General features: G+C 66.1%; 20 protein-coding genes. 14 read left to right on the forward strand and 6 right to left on the reverse strand.

Annotated elements, in window-relative coordinates; translation table 11 throughout:
- Positions 1 to 86: 86 nt before the first annotated feature.
- From N511_RS0102785 to N511_RS0102795, 3 genes are all read left to right on the forward strand, one after another.
- Entirely contained in the window at positions 87 to 995 is a 909-nt protein-coding gene (locus N511_RS0102785) for a LysR family transcriptional regulator (protein WP_027677902.1), read from the forward strand.
- Positions 996 to 1,070: 75 nt separating this feature from the next.
- Positions 1,071 to 2,450, forward strand: coding sequence for an NfeD family protein (locus tag N511_RS0102790; protein ID WP_027677903.1), 1,380 nt, complete (start codon positions 1,071 to 1,073; stop codon positions 2,448 to 2,450).
- A gap of 10 nt (positions 2,451 to 2,460) precedes the next feature.
- Positions 2,461 to 3,219 carry a slipin family protein gene (locus N511_RS0102795; protein WP_027677904.1) on the forward strand — a complete coding sequence of 253 codons (759 nt, stop codon included), beginning with the start codon at positions 2,461 to 2,463 and terminating at the stop codon, positions 3,217 to 3,219.
- Positions 3,220 to 3,226: 7 nt separating this feature from the next.
- On the opposite strand, the gene N511_RS0102800 is transcribed toward N511_RS0102795, so the two are convergent.
- The 3 genes from N511_RS0102800 to N511_RS0102810 all read right to left on the reverse strand — a co-directional run bounded on the left by N511_RS0102800 (position 3,227) and on the right by N511_RS0102810 (position 7,730).
- Positions 3,227 to 5,335 (reverse strand): TonB-dependent siderophore receptor, encoded by a 2,109-nt coding sequence (locus N511_RS0102800; RefSeq protein WP_027677905.1) that lies wholly within the window; start codon positions 5,333 to 5,335, stop codon positions 3,227 to 3,229.
- Between the two features lie 233 nt (positions 5,336 to 5,568).
- Positions 5,569 to 6,618 carry a purine-nucleoside phosphorylase gene (locus tag N511_RS0102805; protein ID WP_051530814.1) on the reverse strand — a complete coding sequence of 350 codons (1,050 nt, stop codon included), beginning with the start codon at positions 6,616 to 6,618 and terminating at the stop codon, positions 5,569 to 5,571.
- Positions 6,615 to 7,730 carry a purine-nucleoside phosphorylase gene (locus tag N511_RS0102810; protein WP_009238742.1) on the reverse strand — a complete coding sequence of 372 codons (1,116 nt, stop codon included), beginning with the start codon at positions 7,728 to 7,730 and terminating at the stop codon, positions 6,615 to 6,617. The genes N511_RS0102805 and N511_RS0102810 overlap by 4 nt, the downstream gene beginning before the upstream one ends.
- Positions 7,731 to 8,141: 411 nt before the next feature.
- On the opposite strand from N511_RS0102810, the gene N511_RS0102815 reads away from it, so the two are divergent.
- Entirely contained in the window at positions 8,142 to 9,962 is a 1,821-nt protein-coding gene (locus tag N511_RS0102815) for an ArnT family glycosyltransferase (protein WP_027677907.1), read from the forward strand.
- A 78-nt stretch (positions 9,963 to 10,040) separates the two neighbouring features.
- On the opposite strand, the gene alaS is transcribed toward N511_RS0102815, so the two are convergent.
- Complete coding sequence (gene alaS, locus N511_RS0102820) at positions 10,041 to 12,683, reverse strand: alanine--tRNA ligase (RefSeq protein ID WP_027677908.1); 2,643 nt, start codon at positions 12,681 to 12,683, stop codon at positions 10,041 to 10,043.
- A 206-nt stretch (positions 12,684 to 12,889) separates the two neighbouring features.
- On the opposite strand from alaS, the gene N511_RS0102825 reads away from it, so the two are divergent.
- From N511_RS0102825 to N511_RS0102870, 10 genes are all read left to right on the forward strand, one after another.
- Positions 12,890 to 14,110 (forward strand): CaiB/BaiF CoA transferase family protein, encoded by a 1,221-nt coding sequence (locus N511_RS0102825; RefSeq protein ID WP_027677909.1) that lies wholly within the window; start codon positions 12,890 to 12,892, stop codon positions 14,108 to 14,110.
- Positions 14,111 to 14,157: 47 nt separating this feature from the next.
- Positions 14,158 to 14,610 (forward strand): DUF2214 family protein, encoded by a 453-nt coding sequence (locus tag N511_RS0102830; RefSeq protein ID WP_027677910.1) that lies wholly within the window; start codon positions 14,158 to 14,160, stop codon positions 14,608 to 14,610.
- Positions 14,611 to 14,858: 248 nt separating this feature from the next.
- Positions 14,859 to 15,281 (forward strand): tripartite tricarboxylate transporter TctB family protein, encoded by a 423-nt coding sequence (locus tag N511_RS0102835; protein ID WP_231479592.1) that lies wholly within the window; start codon positions 14,859 to 14,861, stop codon positions 15,279 to 15,281.
- 19 nt (positions 15,282 to 15,300) lie between these two features.
- A complete protein-coding gene (locus tag N511_RS0102840) occupies positions 15,301 to 16,803 on the forward strand; it encodes a tripartite tricarboxylate transporter permease (protein WP_027677912.1) in 1,503 nt (500 codons plus the stop codon).
- Positions 16,804 to 16,999: 196 nt separating this feature from the next.
- Positions 17,000 to 17,998 (forward strand): lipase family alpha/beta hydrolase, encoded by a 999-nt coding sequence (locus tag N511_RS0102845; protein WP_027677913.1) that lies wholly within the window; start codon positions 17,000 to 17,002, stop codon positions 17,996 to 17,998.
- An 83-nt stretch (positions 17,999 to 18,081) separates the two neighbouring features.
- The gene (locus tag N511_RS0102850; RefSeq protein WP_231479563.1) at positions 18,082 to 19,101 is read left to right on the forward strand and encodes a lipase secretion chaperone; all 1,020 of its coding nucleotides are present in this window, start codon (positions 18,082 to 18,084) and stop codon (positions 19,099 to 19,101) included.
- A gap of 62 nt (positions 19,102 to 19,163) precedes the next feature.
- A complete protein-coding gene (locus N511_RS0102855; protein ID WP_027677915.1) occupies positions 19,164 to 20,915 on the forward strand; it encodes a glutamine--tRNA ligase/YqeY domain fusion protein in 1,752 nt (583 codons plus the stop codon).
- A 44-nt stretch (positions 20,916 to 20,959) separates the two neighbouring features.
- Positions 20,960 to 21,523: a YceI family protein gene (locus N511_RS0102860; RefSeq protein WP_027677916.1), complete on the forward strand. Its 564-nt coding sequence runs from the start codon at positions 20,960 to 20,962 to the stop codon at positions 21,521 to 21,523.
- 16 nt (positions 21,524 to 21,539) lie between these two features.
- The gene (locus N511_RS0102865; RefSeq protein WP_012435106.1) at positions 21,540 to 21,761 is read left to right on the forward strand and encodes an RNA-binding S4 domain-containing protein; all 222 of its coding nucleotides are present in this window, start codon (positions 21,540 to 21,542) and stop codon (positions 21,759 to 21,761) included.
- An 88-nt stretch (positions 21,762 to 21,849) separates the two neighbouring features.
- A complete protein-coding gene (locus N511_RS0102870; RefSeq protein WP_027677917.1) occupies positions 21,850 to 22,233 on the forward strand; it encodes an MAPEG family protein in 384 nt (127 codons plus the stop codon).
- 61 nt (positions 22,234 to 22,294) lie between these two features.
- Here the strand turns inward: N511_RS0102870 and N511_RS0102875 are convergent, their stop codons facing one another.
- Complete coding sequence (locus N511_RS0102875; RefSeq protein ID WP_027677918.1) at positions 22,295 to 23,617, reverse strand: DUF3999 domain-containing protein; 1,323 nt, start codon at positions 23,615 to 23,617, stop codon at positions 22,295 to 22,297.
- Entirely contained in the window at positions 23,614 to 26,505 is a 2,892-nt protein-coding gene (locus N511_RS0102880; protein WP_027677919.1) for a DUF2339 domain-containing protein, read from the reverse strand. The genes N511_RS0102875 and N511_RS0102880 overlap by 4 nt, the downstream gene beginning before the upstream one ends.
- Positions 26,506 to 26,592 lie beyond the last annotated feature (87 nt).

Consider the following 26,592-nt stretch of genomic DNA (forward strand, 5'->3'; position numbering starts at 1 on the left):
GGAAATCGGCACTTCATCGTACGCAAGGCCGATCATCCTGAAAAATGAATTATATTGAACGAACCCATTAGCTTTTGAGATACATCATGGATCTGTCCTCGCTCGAGATCTTCCGGACGGTCGTGCGCGAAGGCGGTGTCACGCGGGCGGCGCAGCAACTGAATCGCGTGCAGTCGAATGTGACGACCCGCATCCGGCAGCTCGAAGCGTCGCTGGGTGTGCAGTTGTTCGTGCGTGAGAGCAAGCGCATGGTGGTGACCCCCGCTGGCCAGACCCTGCTGACCTACGCCGACGACATCCTTCGCCTGGCCGCCGAGGCCCGCCAGGCCGTGCAGCCGCAGGAACCGCATGGACGCTTGCGTATTGCATCAATGGAAAGCACAGCGGCGAGCCGCCTTCCCGCCCTCCTCGCCACACTGCATCAGCGTTGGCCGCGCGTACAGCTCGAACTCGTGACGATGACCACGCGCCAGTCCATTCAGGCGCTATCGAACTTCGAGGTCGATTGCGCGTTCGTGGCCGAGACAGCGTGTCTGAGCAACACCCGCGCTGCGATGACCACCCTGCCCGCCTTTGCCGAAGAATTGGTGCTGATCGCACACCGCGCCCATCCGCCCATCCGGCGCGCCGCAGATTTACAGACCACAGGTCTGCTCGCCTTCGAGCCCGGCTGCGCCTATCGGCAGTTGATCGAAGACTGGTTCGCGGCCGACGGCGTGGTGCCGGCTCGCGTGCTCGAGCTTGGCTCGTACCACGCCATCATCGCTTGCGCGGCGGCCGGCATTGGCGTGGCGCTAGTGCCCCGCTCGGTGCTGGAGCTGTATACAAACGCCCCCGAAATCAGCGTCCACGCGCTGGGCACGCCCGGGCGGGTCGACACGCTGCTTGCGTGGCACCGCGACATGGCCGGACCTGCCCTGCAGGCGCTGGTGCAGGTGCTCGGCGAGCCGCACGCGGGCGCGGTCCTTCCCGCACGCGAGGCCATTGCTGCCTAAACTGAAAGCAGGTATCGGGACCGTGCCGCAGGTCTGATCGGGCAAACAGGGCGGCAGTCACGGACGGAGGCGCTGATGCGACCGTCGTTGCGGATGCGGCATTGGATGGGATGGTTGGCAGCGGCGGTTGCCGCGGTCTGGACCACCCTTGCCGTGGCAGCCGCGCCGGTCGTCGTGTTGCCGGTGACCGGTGCCATCGGGCCGGCCAGCGCCGCCTACGTGATCCGCGGGTTGCAACAGGCGCGCGAACAGGGTGCGCAGCTCGTCGTGCTGCAGATGGATACACCCGGTGGGCTCGATGCGTCCATGCGGCAGATCATCCAGGCCATCCTGGCGTCGCCCGTGCCGGTGGCGGGCTACGTGGCCCCCGGCGGTGCACGGGCGGCCAGCGCGGGCACCTACATCCTCTATGCGTGTCATGTTGCGGCGATGGCCCCGGCCACCAACCTGGGCGCGGCATCGCCCGTGGCGATCGGCATGGGCGGCCACGCCCCCGGGCCGGGCGAGGGCGCCAAGCCGGCCAGCGCGCCGGCCTCTCCTTCCAGCAACGAAGACACCCTCGCCCGCAAGCAGATGCACGACGCGGCGGCGTATATCCGCGGCCTTGCTCAACTGCGCGGTCGCAACGCCGAATGGGCGGAGCGCGCTGTGCGCGAGGCGGTGAGCCTCGATGCCCCCGAGGCCGCCAGCCAGCATGTGATCGACCTGGTCGCCGCCAGCCTTTCCGACCTGCGCAGGCAGGTGGACGGCCGCGCGCTGCGTACCTCGGCGGGGACGGTCACGCTGCACACCGCGGACGCACCCACCGTGACGCTAGAGCCCGACTGGCGCAATCGCTTCCTCGGCATCATTACCGACCCGAGCCTGGCGCTGTTGCTGCTGACGGTGGGTGTCTATGCGTTGATCTTCGAATTCTCGACGCCGGGCATGGTCGTGCCGGGCATCCTCGGTGCCGTTTGCATCGTGGTCGCGCTCTACGGGCTGCAGATGCTGCCGATCAGCTACGCCGGTCTTGCGCTGATCGCCCTTGGGCTTTGCTGCATGGTGGCCGAAGCGTTCCTGCCGACCTTCGGGGCACTTGGGGTGGGCGGTATCGTGGCCTTCGTCCTCGGCGCGGTAATGCTGATCGATACGCAGACACCGGGCTTCGGCGTGCCGCTGCCGCTGATCCTGTCGATGGCGCTCGTGAGCCTCGTGGTGATCCTGCTGCTCTCCAGCATGGCGGTGCGGGCGCGGCGCCGGCCCCATGTGAGCGGCGGCGACACCATCATCGGCATGACGGGTGAATTGCTCGAACTCGACTCGACCGACGCTGGCGACCCCGCCGCCGGTTGGGCGCAGGTGCGCGGCGAGCGCTGGCGCGTGCACTGCGACGGCCCCATGGCGCGCGGCGACCGTGTCCGCGTGACCGCGCGCCACGGCCTGACGCTCCGCGTGGTACCAGCTTCATCCTGAGGAGAAGGACATGATCTATGGATTCTTCAGCGCGGGCGGCCTGATCTTCGTGGCTGTGCTGCTGGTGATCTCATCGTTCCGGGTACTGCGCGAGTACGAACGCGGCGTGGTGTTCATGCTGGGCCGCTTCTGGCGCGTGAAGGGGCCGGGGCTGGTGCTGCTGATACCCGCCGTGCAACAGATGGTGCGCGTAGACCTGCGCACCGTGGTGATGGACGTTCCGCCGCAAGACGTGATCTCGCGCGACAACGTATCGGTCAAGGTCAATGCGGTGGTGTATTTCCGCGTGGTCGACCCGGAGCGCGCCATCATCCACGTTGCCAATTTCCTGGAAGCCACGAGCCAGCTTGCACAGACCACGCTGCGCGCCATCCTGGGCAAGCATGAACTGGACGAGATGCTGGCCGAGCGCGAAAAGCTCAACCTCGACATCCAGAAGGTGCTCGACATCCAGACCGACCCGTGGGGCATCAAGATCGCGAACGTGGAGATCAAGCACGTCGATCTGAACGAATCGATGATCCGCGCCATTGCCCGGCAGGCCGAGGCCGAACGCGAACGCCGTGCCAAGGTCATCCACGCGGAAGGCGAACTGCAGGCGTCGGAAAAGCTACTGGAAGCCGCACGCATGCTGGCCCAGCAACCGGAAGCGATTCAGCTGCGCTATCTGCAGACGCTCACGCAGATCGCGGGCGACAAGAGTTCGACGATCGTCTTCCCGCTGCCGATGGAAGTACTCGGGGCGGTGAAAAAAGCCACTGGTGCCTGAGGTCGGGTCACAGATCGATCTTCATGCCCAGCTTGAAGAGCCGCGGCGCGCCCATCGACAGACGGTTGTTGCCGGCGCCCGCCCAGTAGCGCTTGTCGGTCAGGTTGTCGACATTGAATTGCAGCGTCGCCCGCTTGCCGGAGATGCGCGTCACGTAGCGCACGCCGGCACTGAAGAGCGTCGTGCCGCCCAGCTCTGCCTGGTTGGCGTCGTTCACGGGGCGCGGGCCGAGGTAGTACGCCCCCGCATTGAACGAGACAGAACGCAGCATCGGCAATGTGTATTCGGCAAAAACGCTGGCGGTGCTGCGCGGCGTGTTTTCCGGCGTTTTTCCGTCGAGACCGTTGCCGACACCGCGGAACTTCGCGTCCGTCCAGCCGGCCGAGGCCAGCAGCGACAAGTCCTTGGTGACGCGGCCCTGCGCGGTCAGCTCGACACCCCGAATCCGCTCGCGGCCGTCCTGCACGAAGATGTTCGCGTCGTTGGTGTAGCTCGCCGCGCGGTCGATGTCGTACACAGCGGCGGCGAGTTGCGTGCCGGCCGGCGTTTCGTAGCGCACGCCCACTTCCTTCTGCTCGGACAGCGCAGGCGGCATGGCCACGTTGGCATTGGCGGCCGTGTTCGGAGCCCGCGCTCCGGCTTCAAGGCCCTGCGCGTACGACGCATACGCCGACAGTGCAGGCGTGAACTTGTAGATGACGGCCCCCAGCGGCGTGGTCTTGCTGGCCTCGTAGCGGTTGGGCGCCTGCTCGCTGGTGTAGCGCGTGTAGCGCAGGCCGGCGATGACTTGCCAGTGCTCCGATAGCGTCATGCGATCCAGCGCGTAGACGCCCGTGTCCACGGCGCGCTGCTCGGCCGTAAAACCGGTGCCGGTGGTCGGCAGCCAGCCGAGGTCGACAGGGTTGTACAGATTCTGTGCACCAGAAAAGCGGTCGGAGTACACCGCCGCCTGGCGCATGTCGGAACGCGCAACGCCGAAGGTCAGGTCATGCGTGATCCAACCCGTCTTCTCCGTACCGGAAACGTCGGCGCGCACGTGGCTGGTGTTCCAGCGACCGCTCTGGCGCTGGCCGGACAGCGTGCCGGCGCCCGTCAGCGCGTTGGTCAGCTTAAATTCGGAAAACGCCCGCGTGCGCGCCGTCTCCGACATGCCGCCTTCCACCGTCAGCAGCCACGCATCGGCGAGCGCGTAATCGGCACGCAGCAACGCGTTGGTGTTGTTGCCATCAAAGTCGGCCCAGCCCGGCGAAATGCGTTTGCTCGGGTCGGGCATGGCTGGCAAGGTGATCACCCCGTTTTTCGCGGCGGGCAGCGTCACCACCGACTGCTCGGTGATGACCTTGCGCGAATATTCCACGTCGGCTTTCAGGCTCAGGCGGCTGTTGACCTTCCAGTCGAAGGCCACGGCGGCAAGCTGGCGCGTGCCGTCAATGCCGCTGGTAGGCGACTGCAACGAGCCACCCGCGGCGTTGAAGCGAATGCCGTACTGATTGTCTTCACCGAAGCGGCGCCCGACGTCGAGCGTGCCCACAGCGGTGCCGTTGCTGTCGAACTGCATGCCGAGCGTGGTCACCGGCGTGTTGCCCGCCCGCTTGGTGACGAGATTCACCACGCCGCCCGGCGTCGTGTAGCCGTAATACAGCGCCGACACGCCTTTCAGCACCTCCACGCGTTCCTTGTCTTCCAGCGGGATCGCCGTGAGTGCTGCCATCGGCATCGAGCCGTTGAAGCGGAAATTGGTCCGGTTCTCCAGCGTCACGCCGCGGATGGCGAGGTTGTCGAACGTTTCGCCCGACAACTGCTGGCGCGTCACGCCCGCCGTATTGCGCAGCGCGTCGTACAGCGAGGTGTCTTGCTGCGCGTCGAGCGCCTCGCGCGTGACCACGTTCACGGTGGCAGGAATGTCGCGCAACGCCATGCCGCGGAACGCCCCAACCTGCGCCGTACTGGCCGCAAAGCCCCGCTGGCTGCCTGCCGTGATGGTCGTCTCGTTGAGGTCCACCGTGGCGCTGCCTGCGGCCGGCTGGCCTGCTTCGGCATGCGCCAATGTGGAAACGGCAAGAGGAATGGCGGCCAGCGCGCAGGAGAAAGCGCGGGCCGTGAGATGACGGTTCATCGCAGGCAACAGAGTCGATCAGGATTGGCGAAACCGGACGCGCGGCAATGCGCTGAGAGAAGAGAAAACGCGCCGCAAAACATCACGCGGCGCGTCGGTCTGTTGGCTGGCAGGTGGAAACCCGCTGGCTCGCCCGGCTGGAGCGATGGTCAGCGGGTGGGCATTCGCCCGTGGCCTTCCATCAAATGAGAATGATTCGCATTATATAGATTGAAATGTGATGTCAGCAACTGTTAATTCGCCGGCACCCCCTGTTTCCACTGGGGCCAGTGCTGCACGATGTCGTCCAACAACGGCTTGGCCGCATTGACGAGATTGTGCGTGGCCGGCACGAAACCGCCCTGCTGCGCATAGTTGATGAGCCCGTCGGAGGCGCTCTGGCCGTCGTATGGACGATCAAAGTCGGACCCGGCGCGCAGCAATGCCACACGGCTGAAGTCGACCTTGCCGGCACGGGCGCCGCGCGTCAGGACTTCCAGCGTGGCGTTGTCTTCTTGCGCCGTCGTGCAGTAGGTGCCCTTGTTGTCGGTCATCGTCTTCACCCAGTCACGCGCCCGCTGGCCCAAGTTGCGGCCGGCCCACCATGTGTCGGCGGAAGCCACGTCGCACTGGATGACGGCAGGCGGCTGGTTGGCCGGCGCATACGCGTAGTTCTTACGGAAGGCGATAGCCTCGGGGCTGTCTTCCAGCGTCGCCGATTTCGACAGCGTGTACGCCTTCTGCAGCAGCGTCTCGTTGAGCTGGAACACCTCGGTGCGGTAGTCCATCGGCGGCTTCTGGCCGGGGCCCTTGGTGCCGATGCCGAAGTAGCCGTACGGCCAGCCGGCCGGCATCTCGCGCGCATCGATCTCGTGCGACAGGCCGTAATCAACCGCATACCGCGCCCACGCCGCCGAGCCGACCGTCCCCTGCCCCGGATCGATGCCCGCAATGCCGGCAATCACAAAGTACGTGTGCGAGAGGTCCAGCTTGCTGCGATAGAGCAGCGCGGAAATCGTCGACGCGGCATTCGCATAGCCCATGCCCGTAGTGACCTGGCAGATGCCGTCGTAGTTGCACAGCATGTTCGGCGCATCGGGCGACAGGCCGGAGATATAGACCTTCTCCTTCAGGTCGTAGCGGTCGATAAAGGGTTGGGCTTCGCCCTGGAACATGTTGATGACGATGACCTTCACTCCGTCATACGCGCAGCTGTTCAAGGTCAGCGCTGCGGCACCGACGGCGCAGAGCTTCGCGATCGTACGCAAACGCGGCATGGGCATCTTGAGTCGGGAATCGATCATGGCGAGGGCACTCCGTGTTTCCACACGCTCCAGCGCGTGACGATCTCGTTGACCAGCGGACCGCCCGCCAGGTACAGGTTGTTGAGCGACGGCACGAACCCGCCCGAGTTGCTGTTGACCAGCGAGTCGTACGGCGTCTGCCCCGGATACGGCCGATCGAAGTTGGATGCGGTGCGCAGCACGGCCACGCGCTGCAGATCGAGCAGGCCCGCCTTCGCACCGCGCGTGAGCGCCTCGAACGTGGCGTTGTCTTCCTGCTGCGTGGTGCAGTAGGTGCCCTGCCCGTCCGTCAGCAGCTTGACCCACGCAGCTTCACGCTCGCCCAGCTTGGCGCCGTGCCAGTACGTGTTGCCGGCAGCGGTGTCGCATTGCACGACAGAGGGCGGCTGGTTGGCCGGTGCGCTCGGATAGTTGGCGCGATAAGCCCGCGCGGTGGCGTTGTCATCCAGCACCGCGCCCTTGGAGAGCGCCAGCGCCTTCTGCAGCAGCGCCTCGTTCACGCGAAAGACTTCGGTCTTGTAATCCAGCGGCGGCTTCTGCCCGGGGCCTTGCGTGTTGATGCCGATGAAACCGTTCGGCCAGCTGGCGGGCACCTCGCGCGCATCGATCTCCCACGCGATGTCGCTGTCGACCAGGAAGCGCGCCCACGCGGCGCTGCCGAGCGTGCCCTGCGACGGGTCGATCCCCGCAATGCCCGCCACGAGGAAGTACGTGCGCTGCAGATCAAACTTGCCGCTGTAGATCAGCGCCGACACCGACGACGCGGCATTCGCCTTGCCCATGCCGGTGGTGAGCTGGCAGACGTCGCTGGCGTTGCAATGCACGTTCGGATAGTCGATGGACAGGCCCGGCACCGGCACATCCTGCGTGAGGCCAAGCTTGTCGATCCACGGCTGCGCCTCGGGCGCGAACATGCTGATGATCAGCACCTTGACCTTGCGCGCATGCGATTCCGGTGCGAGTTGCGCACCCGGCTGCGTCGACGCGCCAACGCCCGCCGCGAGCAATGCGCCAACCGCGACGGCACGCGCCAATCGTTTGCCTTTGCGCCCGAGCAGCCGGTGCGGCGGCTGCGGTGGCGGGGCGTCAACCTTGTCAGATAGGACGCTCATGGTTCTCCTCGGATTTTGGGGATAGGGATGGGGTCAACCCGCGCTGTGGGGAACAGCGCGCGCCACCGATGCAAATTGCCTGCCAGGGGGCACACAATCTCTACGCAATCGGCAACGTGTTCCGGTATAGGCCATGGCGGCGCCTGTCTCCAGCCGGGCACCGTTCCCGAGCTTGTCCTTGCGATGCAGACAAGCCCCACCGCGGGGCGCCCCCTGCCCTGAAAGCCGCTCGGCGCGCCCGCTGAAATCCGTTGCTCAGCTTTCTGACGCGCCGCTCAGGGTCTCCGTAAGTTGCGCGTGATGTACTCCACAACGCCCCGCCAGACCGGGTCGGGGCGTTCTGTCTGACATCCAAGCCGATCGGCCAACCTTCTTCCGGGCCGCATCCGGCCAACCGGAAACCCTCGCACCATGCAGGAACCCACACGCCCTGGACGGCGGAGCGCACACGCGCCCGCCGCGACCACGCACGCGCGTGACTTCACCGCCCATCCTGCCCTGCTTGCCACAGGCGGGGTGATCACGCCGGCAGCGCCATCCGTGCGCGCATGGCCCTGGCGTGTGTTGCGCAAATGGCTTCTCGTCGCACTGGTCGCCTGCGCCTACCTGTTACCCGGCACGCTCGGCCACGACCCGTGGAAGCAGGACGAAACCTACACGTTCGGCATCGTCCAGCACATGGTGGCAACCGGAGACCCAATCGTGCCGGTCAACGCAGGCCAACCCTTTGTCGAAAAGCCGCCGCTTTATGCGTGGGTGGCCAGCACGCTGGTCTGGCTGCTGGCAGACGTGCTGCCCGCGCACGACGCCGCGCGGCTCGCGAGCGCACTGTTTGCCGGACTGGCGCTTGCCTTTACGGCGCGGCTCGCACGGGCCGCCACAGGCGCAGCTTCATGGACGGATGCGCGCGTGCTCGGCACGGTGGCGCTGTCCGCAGGCTCGCTGATCGTCGTCAAGCACGCCCACGAGATGATTACCGACGTGGCATTGCTGGCAGGCACCGCCATCGGTTTCTGCGGCTTGTTCGAATGCGTGCAGCCGGCAACGCGTGCTCGCGGCTCGGCATGGCTGCTCGGCCTTGGCATGGGGATGGCGCTGCTGGCCAAGGGCGTATTCATTCCGCTGGTGTTCTGCATCACGATCGCCGGCGCTGGCGTATTGCTGCCGGCCTGCCGTAGTCGCGTATTCGCACGACAACTCGGCACGGCGGCGCTCGTCTTCCTTCCGTTCGCCACGATCTGGCCAACGCTTTTCTATTTGCGTGCGCCGGACCTCTTTCAGGTCTGGTTCTGGGACAACAACATCGGACGCTTCCTGGGCTTCTCCGTGCCGGTGCTGGGCGCGGAGAATGACGATCCGTTCTACGTCTGGCATTCGCTGCTGACCATCGGGTTTCCCGCCGGCCCGCTTGCGCTCGTCGCGCTGGCCCGCGGCGCATGGCGAGACTGGCGCACACCGCACGTGGCGCTGCCGCTCGTGTTCGCGGCGGTGGGGCTGCTGGCGCTCCAAGTCTCGGCGACGGCCCGTCCGTTGTACCTGCTGCCGTTCATCGTGCCGTTGGCAATGCTGGGACAGCGCGCCATGTCGCGGCTGCCGATGCGCGTGCACATCGCGTGGGATTACCTCAGTCGGGCGCTGTTCGGCGGTCTCGTGCTGCTTGCGTGGCTGCTGTGGGCCGTCATGACGGAAAGCACATCGCATGCAGGTCTGCGCTGGCTCGACCGCTGGTTGCCGGTCGATTGGATCTTGCCGATCCAGCCAACGCTCGTGGCCGCGGCGCTGGCCCTCACAGTGGGATGGCTCTGGCTGCTGCCGCGCCTGAAAGCGGCCGGCGTATGGCGCGGGGCAATGTCATGGGCGGCCGGTGCCTTGGTCGGCTGGGGCTTGATCGGCACGCTGCTCCTGCCGTGGCTGGACGAAGCCAAAAGCTATCGCTCCGTGTTCGACAGCCTCGGCGTCAAGCTGGCCCCCGCCTGGCGCATGGATGACTGCATGGCGAGCCTGCATCTGGGCGAATCGGAGGCGCCCATGCTGCGCTACTTCACCGGCATCCTGCACCAGCCCGTTGGACAATCCACCGCACAGCATTGCCGATGGCTGATCGTCCAGGACAGCCATACGCACGCGCGAACGCCCGGAATGGAGTGGACCCTGTTCTGGTCGGGCGCCCGCCATGGCGACCGAAATGAGCGCCTGCGCGTCTTCCAGCGGGAAACCGCACCGCCGCCCTGATCGCCCCAAAACAAAACGGCGCGCGCCCCGTTGTCAGGAACGCGCGCCGTTCAGCGCATGCGGTGCGAAGGCGTTACATCAGACCTTCTGCTGGACCCACGCTGCCACACCGGCCAGCGCCTGCGGCAGGTTGTCCGGCTCCGTGCCGCCGGCCTGGGCCATGTCCGGGCGGCCGCCGCCCTTGCCGCCGACCTGCTGGGCGACAAAGTTGACCAGCTCGCCGGCCTTGACCTTGGCCGTGGCGTCAGCCGTCACGCCGGCAATCAGCGCGACCTTGCCGTCGCTCACGCTGCCCAGCACGATGGCTGCCGTCTGCAGCTTGTCCTTGAGCTTGTCCATGGTCTCGCGCAGCGTCTTGGCATCGGCGCCGTCCAGCTTGGCAGCCAGCACCTTGATGCCGGCCACGTCCACGGCCTGGCTCACGAGTTCGTCGCCCTGGCTTGCGGCCAGCTTCGATTTCAGGCGCTCCAGTTCCTTCTCGAGCGTCTTGACCTGGTCTTGCACCTGCACGATGCGCTGCGTCAATTCCGACGGCTGCGCACGCAGCGCGGCGGCCGCTTCGTTGATGCGCGTATCGAGCGTCTGCAGGTAGTGCAGCACGTTGTCGCCGGTGATGGCTTCCACGCGGCGGATGCCCGCTGCCACGCCCGACTCGCTCACGATCTTGAACAGGCCGATATCGCCCGTGCGCGCCACGTGCGTGCCGCCACACAGTTCCTTCGACGAACCGATCGAGAGCACGCGCACTTCGTCGCCGTACTTCTCGCCGAAGAGCGCCATCGCGCCATTCTTGACCGCGTCGTCAAAGCCCATGAGCTGCGCGCTCGTGGCCGCGTTGGCGAAAATTTCTGCGTTGACGCGCGCTTCCACTTCGCGGATTTGCAGCGGCGTCATCGGTGCGTTGTGCGAGAAGTCGAAGCGCGTCTTTTCCGCATCGACCAGCGAGCCCTTCTGCTGCACGTGGCTGCCCAGCACTTCGCGCAGCGCCTTGTGCATCAGGTGCGTCGCCGAGTGGTTGCGCATGGTGCGCGCGCGGCGCACCGCGTCGACTTCGGCCGACACGGCATCGCCCACCTTCAGCACGCCGGTGCGCAGCTCGCCGTGGTGGCCGAACACTTCCGGCTGCACCTTCAGCGTGTCCGCCACGTCAAACCAGACGGTCGCGGCCTTGAGCGTGCCCTGGTCACCAACCTGCCCGCCCGATTCCGCATAGAACGGGGTGTGATCCAGCACCACCACGCCGGTCTGGCCCGGGTGCATTTCCTGCACCGATGCGCCATCCACAAACAGCGCCGTCACCCGCGCGGTTTCGCGCACCAGCTGGTCGTAGCCGTGGAACGTGGTCTTGTCGCCGGTGTAGTCGAGCGTGCCGGCGGCCATCTTGAACTTGCCGGCCGCGCGTGCCTGCTCGCGCTGGCGGTTCATGGCGGCGTCAAAGGCCGCTTCGTCGACGATCACGTCGTTCTCGCGGCAGACGTCTTGCGTCAGGTCCAGCGGGAAGCCGTAGGTGTCATGCAGCTTGAAGGCCAGTTCGCCGTCGAGCATCTTGGCACCCGAGGTTTTCAGCTCGCCCAGCGCGGCGTCCAGAATCGACATGCCGTGCTCGATGGTCTCGAAGAAGCGGGCTTCTTCCGTGCGCAGCACTTCGACCACGCGGTCGCGCGCCTCACGCAGTTCCGGATAGGCGTCGCCCATCTGCGCAACGAGGTCGTCCACCAGCTTGTGGAAGAACGCTGCGCGGCAGCCGAGCTTGTAACCGTGGCGGATGGCGCGGCGGATGATGCGGCGCAGCACATAGCCGCGGCCTTCATTGCCCGGGATCACGCCGTCGACGATCAGGAACGAGCATGCGCGGATGTGGTCGGCAATCACGCGCAGCGAGTTGTTGGCCAGATCCTTGGTGTTCGTCTCGCGCGCGGCAGCGGCGATGAGCGCCTGGAACAGGTCGATCTCGTAGTTGCTGTGCACGTGCTGCAGGATCGCAGCCAGACGCTCCATGCCCATGCCGGTGTCGACGCACGGTGCGGGCAGCGGGGTCAGCGTGTATTCGCCGGTCGCCGGATCCAGCTGGCGATCGAACTGCATGAACACGTTGTTCCAGATTTCGATGTAGCGGTCGCCGTCGGCTTCCGGGCTTCCCGGGGGGCCGCCCCACACGTCCGGGCCGTGGTCGTAGAAGATTTCCGAGCACGGGCCGCACGGGCCGGTTTCGGCCATCTGCCAGAAGTTGTCGGAGGCATACGGCGCGCCCTTGTTGTCGCCGATGCGCACGACGCGCTCGGGCGGCAGGCCGATGACCTTGGTCCAGATGTCGTAGGCCTCGTCGTCGGTCTGGTAGACGGTGGCCCACAGCTTCTCGGCCGGCAGCTTGTATTCCTGCGTCAACAGCTCCCACGCCCACACGAGTGCGTCGCGCTTGAAGTAGTCGCCGAACGACCAGTTGCCGAGCATTTCGAAGAACGTGTGGTGACGCGCGGTGTAGCCGACGTTTTCCAGGTCGTTGTGCTTGCCGCCGGCGCGCAGGCAGCGCTGCACGGACGCCGCGCGCACGTACGGGCGCTTGTCGGTACCGAGAAAGACGTCCTTGAACTGCACCATGCCGGAGTTGGTGAACAGCAGCGTCGGGTCGTTGCCCGGCACCAGCGGCGAGGAGCGCACCACGGTGTGGCCCTTCGTCTCGAAGAACGTCAGGAATTTTTGGCGGATATCGGAGGCTTTCATGTCGCGGGGTGCCGAGTCAGCATTGCGCCTTGGAGCATCCCGCTCCTGAGCGCCTTGGATTAGTGCAAACCGTTGATTATACGGGGTTCGCGCCCGGGTCGCGTCCATTCTGCGCCGCATTTTCCGCGCTTGGTCGCAAGGGGCTGCGACGCCACCGGGGCGTGGTGTAGAGTGCACCCGATCCAATCGTGTCGATTTGTCAATCCATGGGCGCTCTGAGCCATCTTCGTGTTCTCGACCTGACCCGCGTGCTTGCCGGCCCCTGGTGCGCGCAGAACCTTGCCGATTTTGGGGCGGACGTCATCAAAGTGGAGCGCCCCGGCGCCGGCGACGACACGCGCACATGGGGCCCGCCTTGGCTCCAGGACGAGGCGGGCAACAACACCGCCGAAGCCGCCTATTACCTCGCCGCCAATCGAAACAAGCGCTCCATCACGGTCGACATCAGCACGCCCGAGGGCCAGGACATCGTGCGCAAGCTCGCCGCGCACGCCGATGTGGTGCTCGAGAACTACAAGGTCGGCCAGCTCAAGAAATACGGGCTCGACTACGCATCGCTCAAGGCGGTGAAGCCTGACCTCGTCTACTGCTCCATCACGGGCTTCGGCCAGACCGGCCCTTACGCCGCCCGCGCTGGCTACGACTTCATCGTGCAGGGCATGGGCGGCTTCATGAGCCTGACCGGCGAGCGCGACGACCTGCCCGGCGGCGGCCCGCAAAAGGCCGGCGTGGCCATCTCCGATTTGATGACCGGCATGTACGCCACCGTCGCCGTGCTGGCTGCGCTTGCGCACCGCGACCGCACCGGCGAGGGCCAGTACATCGACATGGCGCTACTCGACGTGCAGGTCGCCATGCTGGCCAACATGAACACCAACTACCTCGCCAGCGGCCAGGCGCCCAAGCGCTGGGGCAATGCGCATCCGAATATCGTGCCGTATCAGACGTTCCAGGCCGCCAATGGCTGGATCATCGTAGCGGTCGGCAACGACGGCCAGTTCCGGCGCTTTGTGGATGCGGGCGGCATGCCCGAGCTGGCCGACAACCCGCGCTTTGCCACCAACCCGCAGCGCGTGGCCAACCGCGACGTGCTGGTGCCGATCCTGGCCGAGATGGTCAAGCGCCTGAGCAAAGGCGAATGGATCGACAAGCTCGAAGCCGCCGGCGTGCCGTGTGGCCCGATCAATTCGCTCGACGAGGTGTTCGACAACGAGCAAGTGCAGGCGCGCGGCCTGCGCGTCGACCTGCCTCACCCGAGCGCCGGCGCCGTCAAGCTGGTGGGCAGCCCGGTCAAGATGAGCGCCACGCCGCCCAAGGCTACAAGCCATCCGCCGCTGCTGGGCGAACACACCGAGGCCGTGCTGCGCGACGTGCTGAATCTGAACGCGGATCAGATCGAAACCCTGCGCGGACGCGGCGTGATCTGAGCCGTGGCATTGCGCGCCAACCCTTTCCCCACCCTGACGAGGTCAACATGTGGCTTGATGCGTTGCTGGCTTACCTGCATTACATCTCGATCTTCACGCTGATCGTCTTTCTCACCGCCGAGGCCGTGGTGCTGCGCCCGGGCATGACGCCCGAGATTCGCAAACGCCTGGGACGGTATGACGCTGTGTACGGCGTTGCGGCCGTCGCGGTGCTGATCACTGGCGGGCTGCGTGTGCTTTACGGAGCCAAGGGCTACGCGTTTTACGTGCACAACCCGATCTTCCACATCAAGGTGGGCCTGTTCATTCTCGTGGGGCTGCTGTCGATCGTTCCGACCATCAACATCCTGCGCTGGAACAAGCAAGGCAAGACGTTGCCCGACTTCGTGCCCACACCGTCGGAGATCGCCAAGACGCGCCGCTGGGTCATGATCGAGTCGCACCTGATCATCTTCATTCCGCTGGCCGCCGTGCTGATGGCGCGCGGTATCGGCATGTAATGCAACGCTAGGGACAAACCCTGAATCGGTTGCCCGGGCGCCGCGCCGGCTCACGACGCGGCCCGACATCCCCTCCGCAAGGTGCTTGAAAGCCGGTCTGCTTAGCGTGCAAACTTGGTCGCCTTACCAGGTACAAGGCGGCCCGCCATACGCGGCGCGGTACGCCACCCCCGAGGAGACCAGACTTGCAGAACGATCCACAAGGTCGTCCGGTGATCCGCAGTCACCAGGACTTTGCATCCGGCATCATGTTCATCGTCGCCGGCGCGGCGTTTGCCATTCTGGCGCGCAGCTACCGCATGGGCACGGCCGGCAGCATGGGCCCGGGCTATTTCCCGTTCTGGCTGGGCGTGGTGCTCGTGCTGCTGGGCGTGGTGGTGCTCGTGCAATCGCTGTCGCGCAAGGGCGTGGTCGACCGCATTCCGCGTTGGGACGTCAAGACGCTGCTGTGGATTCTCGGTTCCGTGGTGCTGTTCGGGCTTCTGCTGCAACCACTGGGGCTGGTGCTGTCGCTGGTGGTGCTCGTCTTCGTCTCCAGCATGGCCAGTCACGAGTTCACGCTCAAGGGCGCAGCCGGCACCGCCATCGTGATGGTGGTGATGAGCCTCGCGGCCTTCATATACGGGCTCAAGCTGCAGTTCCCGGTGTGGCCGGCCTTCATCGGCAATTGAGCGAGAGGCGCACGACACCATGGACCTCTTTGCCAATCTCGCGCTGGGCTTCTCCACAGCGCTTTCCATCCAGAACCTGATCTACGCGTTCATCGGCTGCGTGCTCGGTACGTTGATCGGCGTACTGCCGGGCCTGGGCCCCATCGCGACGATTGCGATGCTGCTGCCGGCCACGTACGCGCTACCGCCGGTGGCCGCGCTCATCATGCTGGCCGGCATTTACTACGGCGCGCAGTACGGCGGCTCCACCACGGCCATCCTCGTCAATCTGCCGGGCGAATCCTCCTCGGTGGTGACCACCATCGACGGCTACCAGATGGCCCGGCGCGGACGCGCGGGCGTGGCGCTGGCCACCGCCGGCCTCGGCTCGTTCTTCGCGGGCTGCGTGGCCACGCTGGTGCTGGCCGCATTTGCCACGCCGCTGTCCGAATTCGCGTTCAACTTCGGGCCGGCGGAATATTTCTCGTTGATGGTGCTGGGCCTGATCGGCGCGGTCGTGCTGGCGTCGGGCTCGCTCGTCAAGGCGATTGCGATGATCGTGCTGGGCCTGCTGCTCGGCCTCGTCGGCACCGATGTGAACTCGGGCACCGCGCGGTATTCGTTTGACGTGCCGGAGCTGGCTGACGGGCTGAACTTCGTGTCGGTGGCGATGGGCGTGTTCGGCTTTGCCGAGATCATCGCCAACCTCGAACAGAAGGAACACCGCGAAACCTTCGTCGAGCACGTCCGCAACCTGTGGCCCAGCCGCGAAGACTTCAAGCGGATGATCCCGGCGGTGCTGCGCGGCACGGCGCTCGGCTCGGTGCTGGGCATCCTGCCGGGCGGCGGCGCGACGCTGGCGTCGTTCGCGTCGTACTCGCTGGAGAAGAAGACCTCGAAGTATTCGAGCGAATTCGGCAAGGGCGCCATCGAGGGCGTAGCCGGCCCCGAATCAGCCAACAACGCCGCGGCGCAGACGTCGTTCATTCCGCTGCTCACGCTCGGCATTCCGCCCAACGCCGTGATGGCTCTGATGGTCGGCGCGATGACGATCCACAATATCCAGCCCGGCCCGCAGGTCATGACCAGCAACCCCGCGCTGTTCTGGGGCCTCATCGCCTCGATGTGGATCGGCAACCTGATGCTGATCGTGCTGAACCTGCCGATGATCGGCGTGTGGGTGCGCCTGCTGAAGGTGCCGTATCGCTTCCTGTATCCGGCCATTCTGGTGTTCTGCTGCATCGGCGTGTATTCGGTGTCGAACACGACGTTCGATATCTTCCAGACGGCGCTCTTCGGCTTGATCGGCTACATGTTCGTCAAGCTTCGCTGCGAACCGGCGCCCATGCTGCTCGGCTTCGTGCTGGGGCCGATGATGGAAGAGAACTTCCGCCGCGCGCTGCTGCTCTCGCGCGGGGATTTCTCTACGTTTGTGACGCGACCGCTGTCGCTTGGGCTGCTGATTGCGGCAGGCATCCTCGTCTTGCTGGTGGCGCTGCCCGCCATCAACAGAAAACGCGAGGAAGCGTTTCAAGAGGAATAGGAATAAGAACGGCACGTTGCTGCATCGCACCCTACTCAACCGGAGGCTCACCCTCCGGTTTTTGTTTGCGCACGCGGCAGCGCAGCATTAGAGCCAAACCTCCACTTCAGTTGACGTCGGACACGGCGCTTCGGATAACGGAGGGCGATCGGCCCATAGAGGTCGACCACCTATCCAATGTCCAGGAGACAACCGAATGTCACAGACTTCCCTGCTCCATGCTGTGTATGGATCAGTGCGCGGCTTCCTGCGCACGCACGCTGCAGCCGCCGTTTTGGTCACATCCGCCCTCACACTCGGTACCGCCGCACCGGCGCAGGCGGCCGGCACCTATGCCGCAACCAAGTACCCGATCGTGCTGGTGCATGGGCTTTCAGGCACCAGCAAGTTCCTCGGCGTGGTCGACTACTGGTATCAGATTCCGGAAGACCTGCGCGCCAACGGTGCCAACGTCTACGTGGCCGATGTTTCCGCCTTCAACGATGAAACCGTGCGCGGCGAACAGCTCGTCAGCCAGATCCGCAGCGTGCTTGCCACCACGGGCGCCGCCAAGGTCAACCTGATCGGGCACAGCCAGGGCGGGCTGACGTCGCGCTACGCCGCGGCCGTCGTGCCGAACCTCGTGGCCTCGGTCACCACCATCGGCACGCCTCACAAGGGTTCGGAGTTTGCGGACTTCGTGGAGTCGACACCGGCCCCGTTTCAAGCGCTCGTGAACCTCGGCGCTGATGTATTCGGCTCGGTGCTCGGCTGGTTCAACGGCAACAGCAATCCACAGAATGGCTTTGCGGCACTGCATATTCTGTCGACGTCGGGCGCGGCCGATTTCAACAAGGCGTTCCCCAGCGCGGGCCTTGCCAGCGGTTGCAACACCGGCAGCGCTACCGACGTGCGCAACGCCAACGTGCAGAAGCTGTATTCGTGGACGGGCCGCTCCACCGCCACCAACGTGCTCGACCTGTTTGATCCGGTGCTCGTTTTCAGCGGCGGCGTCATGCAGGCGCGTGGCTCGGGAACCAACGACGGGCTCGTCTCCGTGTGCAGCGCGAAGTTTGGGCAGGTCTTGTCGACGGATTACGCATGGAATCACCTCGATGAGGTCAACCAGCTGCTCGGCCTGATCGGCTGGGGCGCGGCCGACCCGGTTGCGGTGATCCGCACCCAAGCCAATCGACTGAAGACGGCCGGTCTCTGACCAGCCGGCCATTCGACCACCCGACCACCCGACCATCCAACGCATTCGCCACCATGAAGCCCCAATCGCCCTCGATACAGCCCATGACGTTTGTTGTCGCCGTGTTGGTGGCGGTGTCGATGGCGGGCGGGGTTTACTGGTGGCATGCGTCGGAGGCGCCTGACGTGCCCATGGCGCAGCCGCAGGCGACCAAGGGCGCCTTCATCGGCAGTGTCGGCGCCGAACCTTCGGCACAGGCCGCGCCTGCACCGGAGCTGGCCGATACACAGGCGCCGGACGGCCTGCATGTGGATACGCGCGGCCACCTCATCGTCGAAGCCGCCAATCGCGCGGTGTTGGACTACTTCCTCGACGTGCCCGCCTCGCTGCCCGAGGCGCAGCGTGTGTCGATGGCCGAGGCGCATCTGCGCGCCAAGCTGGTCACGCCGGCGCTGGCGGAGGCGCAATCGCTGCTGCAGCACTACCTGGCCTATCGCAAGGCGGCGGCTCAAAGCGGCGCCACCAGCCGCAACAAGCCGAGCCTCGAACAGGTCCAGCAGCGCCCCGAGCTGATCGCCACGCTGCGCCAGCAGTTGAGCGACCGCACCGCGCTGCGCCGCCAATACCTTGGCGCAGACGTCGCCCAAGCCTGGTATGGCGACGACGACGCCATGGACGCCGCCGCGCTCGACCGCCTCGCTGTGATGGCCGACCCGTCGCTCACGCCGGAACAGCGCGCGGCCAGGATCGCCGCCATCGACGCCAATCTCCCGCCATCGGTACAGCAGGCGCGCCGGGACGCCTCCGCCCCGCTCAAGCTCGCCAGCGACATGGAAACGTGGACCAAGCAGGGCATGAGCGAAGCCGAGATGCGCCAGCGCCTGTCCGCCCGCGGCGTGGACAGCCTCGTGGCCGACCGCCTCATCCAGGGCAACCGCGAAGAAGCCGACTGGCGCAACCGCTACGACGCCTACACCCGGGAACGCGATCGCATCAACGCCTTTGCCGGCCTGTCGGACGCCGATCGGGCCGCGCAAATCGCGCAACTGCGCCAGCAGACCTTCACCGCCTCGAATGAGCTGTTGCGCGCACAGGCGCTCGACGGCCTGGCCCAGCGCAAATAGCGTCCGGGGGCGTAAACCGCCGGGCACGGTAAAATCGCGGGATTGCCGAATCACGCACTCCCATGAGCCAAGACAACGCCAACGCCAACGGGTCGACCGCTGCCGCCCCCACGTCCAATTTCCTGCGCCAGATCATTGACGGCGACCTCACGCAAGGCACCTACGCCAATCGCAAGGACGCCACCGGCCAGCCGATCCCGCCGGTGGTCACACGCTTCCCGCCGGAGCCCAACGGCTACCTGCACATCGGCCACGCCAAGAGCATCTGGGTGAACTTCGGCATGGCCCGCGATTACAACGGCCGCTGCCACCTGCGCTTTGATGACACGAACCCCGTCAAGGAAGACACCGAATACGTCGATTCCATCATCGACGCGGTGCACTGGCTCGGCTATTCGTGGAGCGACGCCGGTGGCGAACACCTGTACTACGCCAGCGACTACTTCGAGCAGCTCTACGGCTTTGCCGAGGTGCTGATCCAGCGCGGCGTGGCCTACGTCGACAGCCAGAGCGCCGAGCAGATCGCTGCCAACCGGGGCGATTTCACCAAGCCGGGCACGCCGTCGCCGTTCCGTGACCGCTCGGTCGACGAGAACCTCGCGCTGTTCCGCGACATGCGCGCCGGCAAGTACAAGGACGGCGAGCACGTGCTGCGCGCCAAGATCGACATGGCCGCGCCGAACATCGTGATGCGCGACCCGGTGCTGTACCGCATCCGCCATGCGCATCACCATCGCACCGGCGACGCATGGTGCATCTACCCGATGTACGACTTCACGCATTGCATTTCCGATGCGTTGGAGAACATCACGCATTCGCTCTGCACGCTGGAGTTCGAGAACAACCGCCCGCTGTACGACTGGGTGCTCGACCACCTGCGCGACGCCGGCGTGCTGTCTGCACCCCTGCCGCATCAATACGAATTCGCACGTCTGCACCTGACCTACGCCATCACCAGCAAGCGCAAGCTGCTGCAACTGGTGACGGAAAAGCGCGTCGACGGCTGGGACGACCCGCGCATGCCGACGCTCGTTGGCATCCGCCGCCGCGGCTATACGCCGGAATCGATCCAGCTCTTCTGCGAACGCGTGGGCGTGTCGAAGGCCGACAGCTGGATCGACATGAGCATCCTGGAAGGCGCCGTGCGCGACGACCTCGATGCGCGTGCGCCGCGCTCGGTGGCCGTACTGGACCCGGTCAAGCTCGTGCTCGACAACGTGCCGGCGGATTTCAACGAGCCGTGCTCGGCGCCCGTGCACCCCAAGCAGCCTGAACTCGGCCGCCGCGAATTCCCCCTCACGCGTGAGCTGTGGATCGAGCGCGAGGACTTTACCGAGACGCCGCCCAAGGGCTACTTCCGCCTCTTCCCGGGCAACAAGGTGCGCCTGCGCTACGGCTATGTGATCGAATGCACCGGCTGCGACAAGGATGCCGCCGGCAACATCACCGCCGTGCACGCCAACATCATTCCGGACACGAAGAGTGGCACGCCGGGTGCTGACAGCGTCAAGGTGAAGGGCAACATCCACTGGGTGAGTGCCGCACATGCGCTGGAAGCCGAGGTGCGCCTGTACGACCGCCTCTTCAGCGACCCGCAGCCGGATTCGGGCGACAAGAACTTCCTGGATGCGCTCAACCCGCACTCCAAGAAGATCGTCACGGCCTACCTGGAGCCGACGCTCACAACGGCCAAGCCGGAAGACCGCTTCCAGTTCGAGCGCCATGGCTACTTCGTGGCAGACCGCATCGATTCGCAACCGGGCAAGCCCGTGTTCAACCGCGTGGTCGGCCTGAAGGACAGCTGGGGCAAGTAAGCACGGGCCCATGCACGCCATGGGCCTCTGACAGCGGAGGCATCATGCGTGCATGGATCGTATTGCTGGCGGGGCTGCTTTGTGCTCCCGCCCTCGCCGCCTCATTCGCGCCGGACCTGGCGCACACGTCGGTCTACTTTGGCGCATCGCATTTCGATCGCAGCACGATGCGCGGCCGTTTCGACAAGATCGACGGCGCCGTCAACTTCGATGAAGCCACCCACCAGGGCGGCTTCGATTTCACCGTCGACGCCGACTCCATCAACACGCGCCTGCGCGTGCTGGACGGCGTGCTGAAATCGGAGCAGTTTCTCGACGCTGTGAAGTTTCCGGTCATCCGCCTGCGCAGCGACCGCTTTGTCGTGGAGGGTGGCAAGCTCATCGCCATTGAGGCCAATCTGACGCTGCACGGTGTGACGCAGCCTGTGCGGCTAGACGTGCGCCGCTTCAGTTGCGGCGACGAAAAGATGCCCGGCAGCACGCGCCACGTTTGCGGCGGTGATTTCCACCTCGCCATTGCCCGCAGCGCCTTCGGCATGACGCGCTTCCTGCCCGATGTGGGCGACCGCGTCGACATCGACATCAGCGTGGAAGCCACGCCTCAATAAACCTCGCAATCCATCCATGCCCAATATCGATTTCGCCCTGACCACCGAATACATCGAGCTGCACAAGCTGCTCAAGCTCACCGGCGTGGTCGACAGCGGCGGCGCCGGCAAGGCAGTTGTCGCCGACGGAGCGGTCACGGTCGACGGCCAGCCGGAGCTGCGCAAGACCGCCAAGATTCGCGCCGGCCAGGTGGTCATGCTCGGTGATGTGCGCATTGCCGTGCAGGGCATCGACTAACCCATCGACTCACGCCTCAGGTGTTTGAAAACGCACCGTGTGCTACGGTGCGGCACCTTCACACCCATCCCCATCCAGGAGACTGACCATGCCGATCGCCCTCTGGTGCGTTCTGGTCGCTGCAGTGTTGCCGATCGTGTGCGTCGGCATCGCCAAGGCCAAAGGCCCGCGGTACGACAATCGCAATCCGCGCGCGTGGCTCGCGCAGCAAACCGGCGTCGCGGGCCGTGCCGCAGCCGCACAGCAGAACCACTTTGAAGCGTTCCCGTTCTTTGCGGTGGCCGTGCTGGTGGCCATCCTGGGCGGCGGCGTGATCGACCGCATCAACCTGCTGGCCATCGCGTTCATCGTGGTGCGCGTGCTGTACACGGTGTGCTATCTCGCGAGCTGGGCGCCGCTGCGTTCGCTGATGTGGTTTGCAGGCTTTGCCTTGTGCGTTGCGCTGTTTGTCCAACCGGCCTTCGTGCACTGAGCGGCCGCTCTGCCAAAAAAAACGGCGCCCAGGTGGCGCCGTTTTCTTTGAGCGATGGGGATTACGTTGACGCATCCGGCGGCACGGCCGGCGCGCGGAACAACCGCCACGCCATGCCGCCCAGCACCGCCACCGCGGCCAACAGCGCGCCCCACAGCACCCACTGACGCTGGCGGCCACCCGGCGGCTCGGCCTTGAGCGCATCGGCGGGGGAATCGCTCATCGCGCCAAGCTGTGCCTGCGCAATGGCGGGCGACGCACCTGCCAGCAAATCCGCGCGTGCGACCGGGTTGCCGCGTGCCACTTCCGCCACCGCCAGCGTGAACGGCACATTGCCGCGCGCCGCATACGTGACCGTGGCCGGACGCCAGCCGATTGCCAATTGCGGCGCGCCGGCACCCAGGCCACCGCTGCGTGTGTCGACCTGCAGGCGCCAGTAGCGCTCGCCCGTGGCAGGCACGGTGATGGCCGCGTTCTCCTGCTCGCCCTTCCCGTCCGCTCCAGCCAGCCGGAACAGACGCGCAGACGTCACGGGTCGCCAGGGCGCCTGGGCATCGGCACGCGCGTACAGCGTGGCCTGCGCGACGGTGTTGGCCTGCGGCAGATGGATCTTCACGCGTTCGACCGGGAACACGCCGCCGGTATCGAACTGGTAATCGCCGGCAGCGGGCGTCTGCACCGGCGCCAGACCCGAGCGCCACTGAATGGCGCTGTCCGCCAACGCGACCGGCGCGCCGACAGCCACCTCCGCGCGGACGGCATCCGGCGCAGGCGGCTTGCCCTGCCAGGTCAGACGCAGATATTTCGCCCGTAGCCCGGTGAACTCGATGCGATCCTGCACCAGCGTGCTGCCCTGGTTGGAGAGGCGGAACAGCGTGGCCTGGGCGACCGGGCTCCAGTGCTGCAAGTCATCGCTCGCCTGCACGCTCACGCCGCTCTGGAATTCCGCAGCGGGCAGCGCCACGACCAGCGCGGTCACCGTGTCCCGAAGCTGGCTGAGGTCGACGACCCACGCGCGCACAGACGCCTGTGATGGCTGCACGCCCGTCGCACGCAGCACGCCGTCGGTGCCGAGCACGACGCCGGCGGCGCCAGGTGTCTGCGCATCATCGATGGGCGTGGCAAACCAGTGCACGTCGTGCAGCGTGCGTGCCTGCGGCGCCGGATCACGCGGGATGTCGACAGTGAACGGCACGGGCTCGCCGTCGCCATTGAGGATGCGCAGGTCGGCCAGATTGGCCTCGCGCGCATGGGCATAGACGTCTTCGCTCAGCGTGACGGCGTAGTACGGGGCACCGGGCGTGCCGGTCAACGCAAAGCGCTCGGCCCAGGCCGGCGCAGACAACAGCGACGCCACGGCCATCGCAAAAGCAACCTTCTTCACAGGACCTCCCCGGTTTCAGCTTGGGCGCTGGTTTTGGGCTTTGGCGGCAACGGCGACAGATAGCCGATCAGCAACAGCAGCACGCCAATCCCGATAAACGACACGATGCGCTCAACACCTGTCACGCGCGACAGATCGAACAGGAACAGCTTGACCACCGTCACGCCCAGCAGCGCCCCGCCGGTGAACCACAGCGCGCGGCTGGCGCGCCGCGTGGCAAACACCATCACCGCCAACGCCAGCACCGTCCAGAACATCGACAGCGACGCCTGCACCAGCATCGAGGCACCGAGATCGTCCAGTGTGTACGGCACATGCGCCCAATGGTGCAGCGTGCGCAGCAGCACCGCGTTGGCCCAGATAAAAAGCGTCGCGCCGATGGCGTAGCCGATCACCATCGGCTCGGGCACAAGCTTCTGCAGCGCTACGCGGCGCATCCACAGCGCGATGGCAAGGAACACCAGCAGTTGCGCCACGTCCAGCGGGTTGAGAATCGGCAGGTAGAACAGCGGCGCGGCATTGCCGTCGCTGGCGGCGCTCGCGAAGCTCCACAGCCACAGCAGGCCAGCCAGCGGTGCGGCGCCCCACAGCAGATAGGCGCGCTCGAATCGGGCGATCGGCCAGCGGATGCGCCAGCCTGCGCCTGCCAGCAGGGCGAGCAACGCGCCGTAGGCATAGGCCCAGGCGGCGAAGCTCCACGTGCCCTCAGGCACGTAGGCGTCGAGGCGCCAGTAGCCTTCCGTGGCCAGTACGCCGCAGATCAACCAGAACAGCACGGTATGCAGCGGCGCGAGGAGATTGTCTTTCACGTCGCGCTCCTGGCGGCGCAGCAGCACGAAGGCGAGCACCACGGCGGCAATCCACACCGGTCCGCCCCAGCCGGCCAGCGGTGACGGCGCCCAGTGTTCGATCGCAGCCAGCGAAATCAGCGCCAGCGCCGGGGACAACGCCAGCGCAGGCCACTCGGCCAGTGCCCAATCGAGCTTGCGGCGCAGGCCGTGTGCAGCCCACGCCGTCAGCACGGCAAAGGCGGCGTACAGCGGAATGTCCGGCCGGTCGACGGTCTTGGTGGCGATGCGCCAGGCCCAGCGGTCGATCTCGTTGCTGCCGCTGCCGAGCCACCACAGCAAGCCCCACGCCGACGCAGCAATGCCGAGCACCGGCGCCGCCTTCAGCCACCCACGCGCCTCCGCCTTGCCGTGCAGTCGCCAGCCGCTGAAGACGCCCGCCAGCGCAATCAACACCCCGCCGATATAACGGCTGTTGAGCACGGCCCAGCTGTGCTGCGGCGCCCAGTCGAACACGGCATCCACGGCGAAGGCGGCGCCGGCCGCGAGTTGCAGAAGCAGCCCTGCTGCCAGCGCCAGCCGCCGCTGCTGACGCACGCCCAGCCACACCACGGCGGCACCTTCCAGGGCCCATACCGCACTGGTCGTGCGTCCATCGAAAGCCAGCGGGATTGCCAGCGTGATGAAGATCACGCCCAACGCAAACATCGCTTCGTACAGCAGGCCGAGATTCGCTCGTTTGGGCGCCAGCCAGCCCGCAATCGCCAGATAGAACGCGGCCAGGGCGGTGGCGCTCCACGCCATCGCAAACGGAATGTGGTGCACCAGCCCAGCCTGCAACCCCATCGCCACCAGCGGCGTGCCGAACACCAGCGTGCCGTCAACGTAGTGTTTGAGGCTGACATGGCGGCGCAGCGCGGTCAGCAGCGCAATGCCCACATACATCAGGAAGAAGAGGATCAGGAACGGCTCGGTGCTCGCCAGCAACGATGGCTGATAGCGCAGCACGCCCCACGCCGTGGCAATGCCGAACGTAAAGACGAAGCCGAGCAGATTCAGCGCCCGCCACGCCCGGAACCACGCAATGGCGAAAATGCCCGCGTTCAGCAGCGCGTAATAGCTGAACAGCGCCACGTGGCTGCCTTGGCCCGTCGAGATCAGAATCGGCGCCAGGAAGCCGCCTGCACTGCCCGTGAAAGCCAGCGCCGGCGCGTTCTGCTTGACCGCCAGCCCGGCGGCCAGCGCGCAGATCAGCACCAGCAGCGGAAACGCCATCCCCGGGCTGAGCAGCGGCACGACGCGTGTGGCTGCAAACACCGTCAGATACAGCACGCCGACCCCGCCACCCTGCAGCACCAGCGCATAGCCCGGGCGCTTCTCGCGCAGGCGCCAGCCGATGCCCAGCAACGCGATCGCCCCGACCGCCACACCGGCCAGCCGGAATTCAACCGGCAGCAGGCTGTTATCCGCCGCGTACTTGAGCAGGAACGCCACGCCGAAGAACAGGATCAGGATCCCCACCCGCACCACGCTGTTGCCGCCCAGCAGCCAGTCGCGCGCGGCGCCGACGGCGCGCTCCACCCAATCGGGCTCGTGCGGTGCCAAGACGGGCGCGGGTTGCGCAGCAGGTTGAGGCATCGGCTGCGGAACCGCAACCTGCGGCGCAGGCACGGACGCGGACGCAGGCACGGGCACGGGCACAGACACCGCAGGCGCCTCTACGGGCGGCAATGCCTCGGCCACGGCCGGTGGCGCCTCTGCGGCTGCTTGCTCCACATCGGTAGGCGCGATGAAGGTTCCGCCTTTGATTTCAGCCAGTTGCCGGCGCAGGAGCGAAACCTCGTGCTCGAGCCGGGCCACACGCTCCTGCAGCGTCGCGGGCGGCGGCGACACGGCTGTCTGCGTAGCCGCATGGCTCGGCGCCGCGCCCGTTGCGCCCGCGCCGTCGGGCGGATTGGCCCACTGCGCGCTGGCGCGCTTGTCCATGTACAAGATCAGCGATGCCAGTCCCAGACCGATCAACGCCCCAAAGAACGCCCCGACGACGCCCCCCGACAGGCCTCCGAGCAACAGACCCACGATTCCGAATATCCAACGCATCGTTCTGATTGTCCTGGTTTGGATAGGAAAAACATGCGCCGACTAGCGCACGCACCGCTCGTATACCGCAAACAGCCGCCGTTGGGA

Source organism: Ralstonia sp. UNC404CL21Col (assembly GCF_000620465.1).
GTDB lineage: Bacteria > Pseudomonadota > Gammaproteobacteria > Burkholderiales > Burkholderiaceae > Ralstonia > Ralstonia flatus.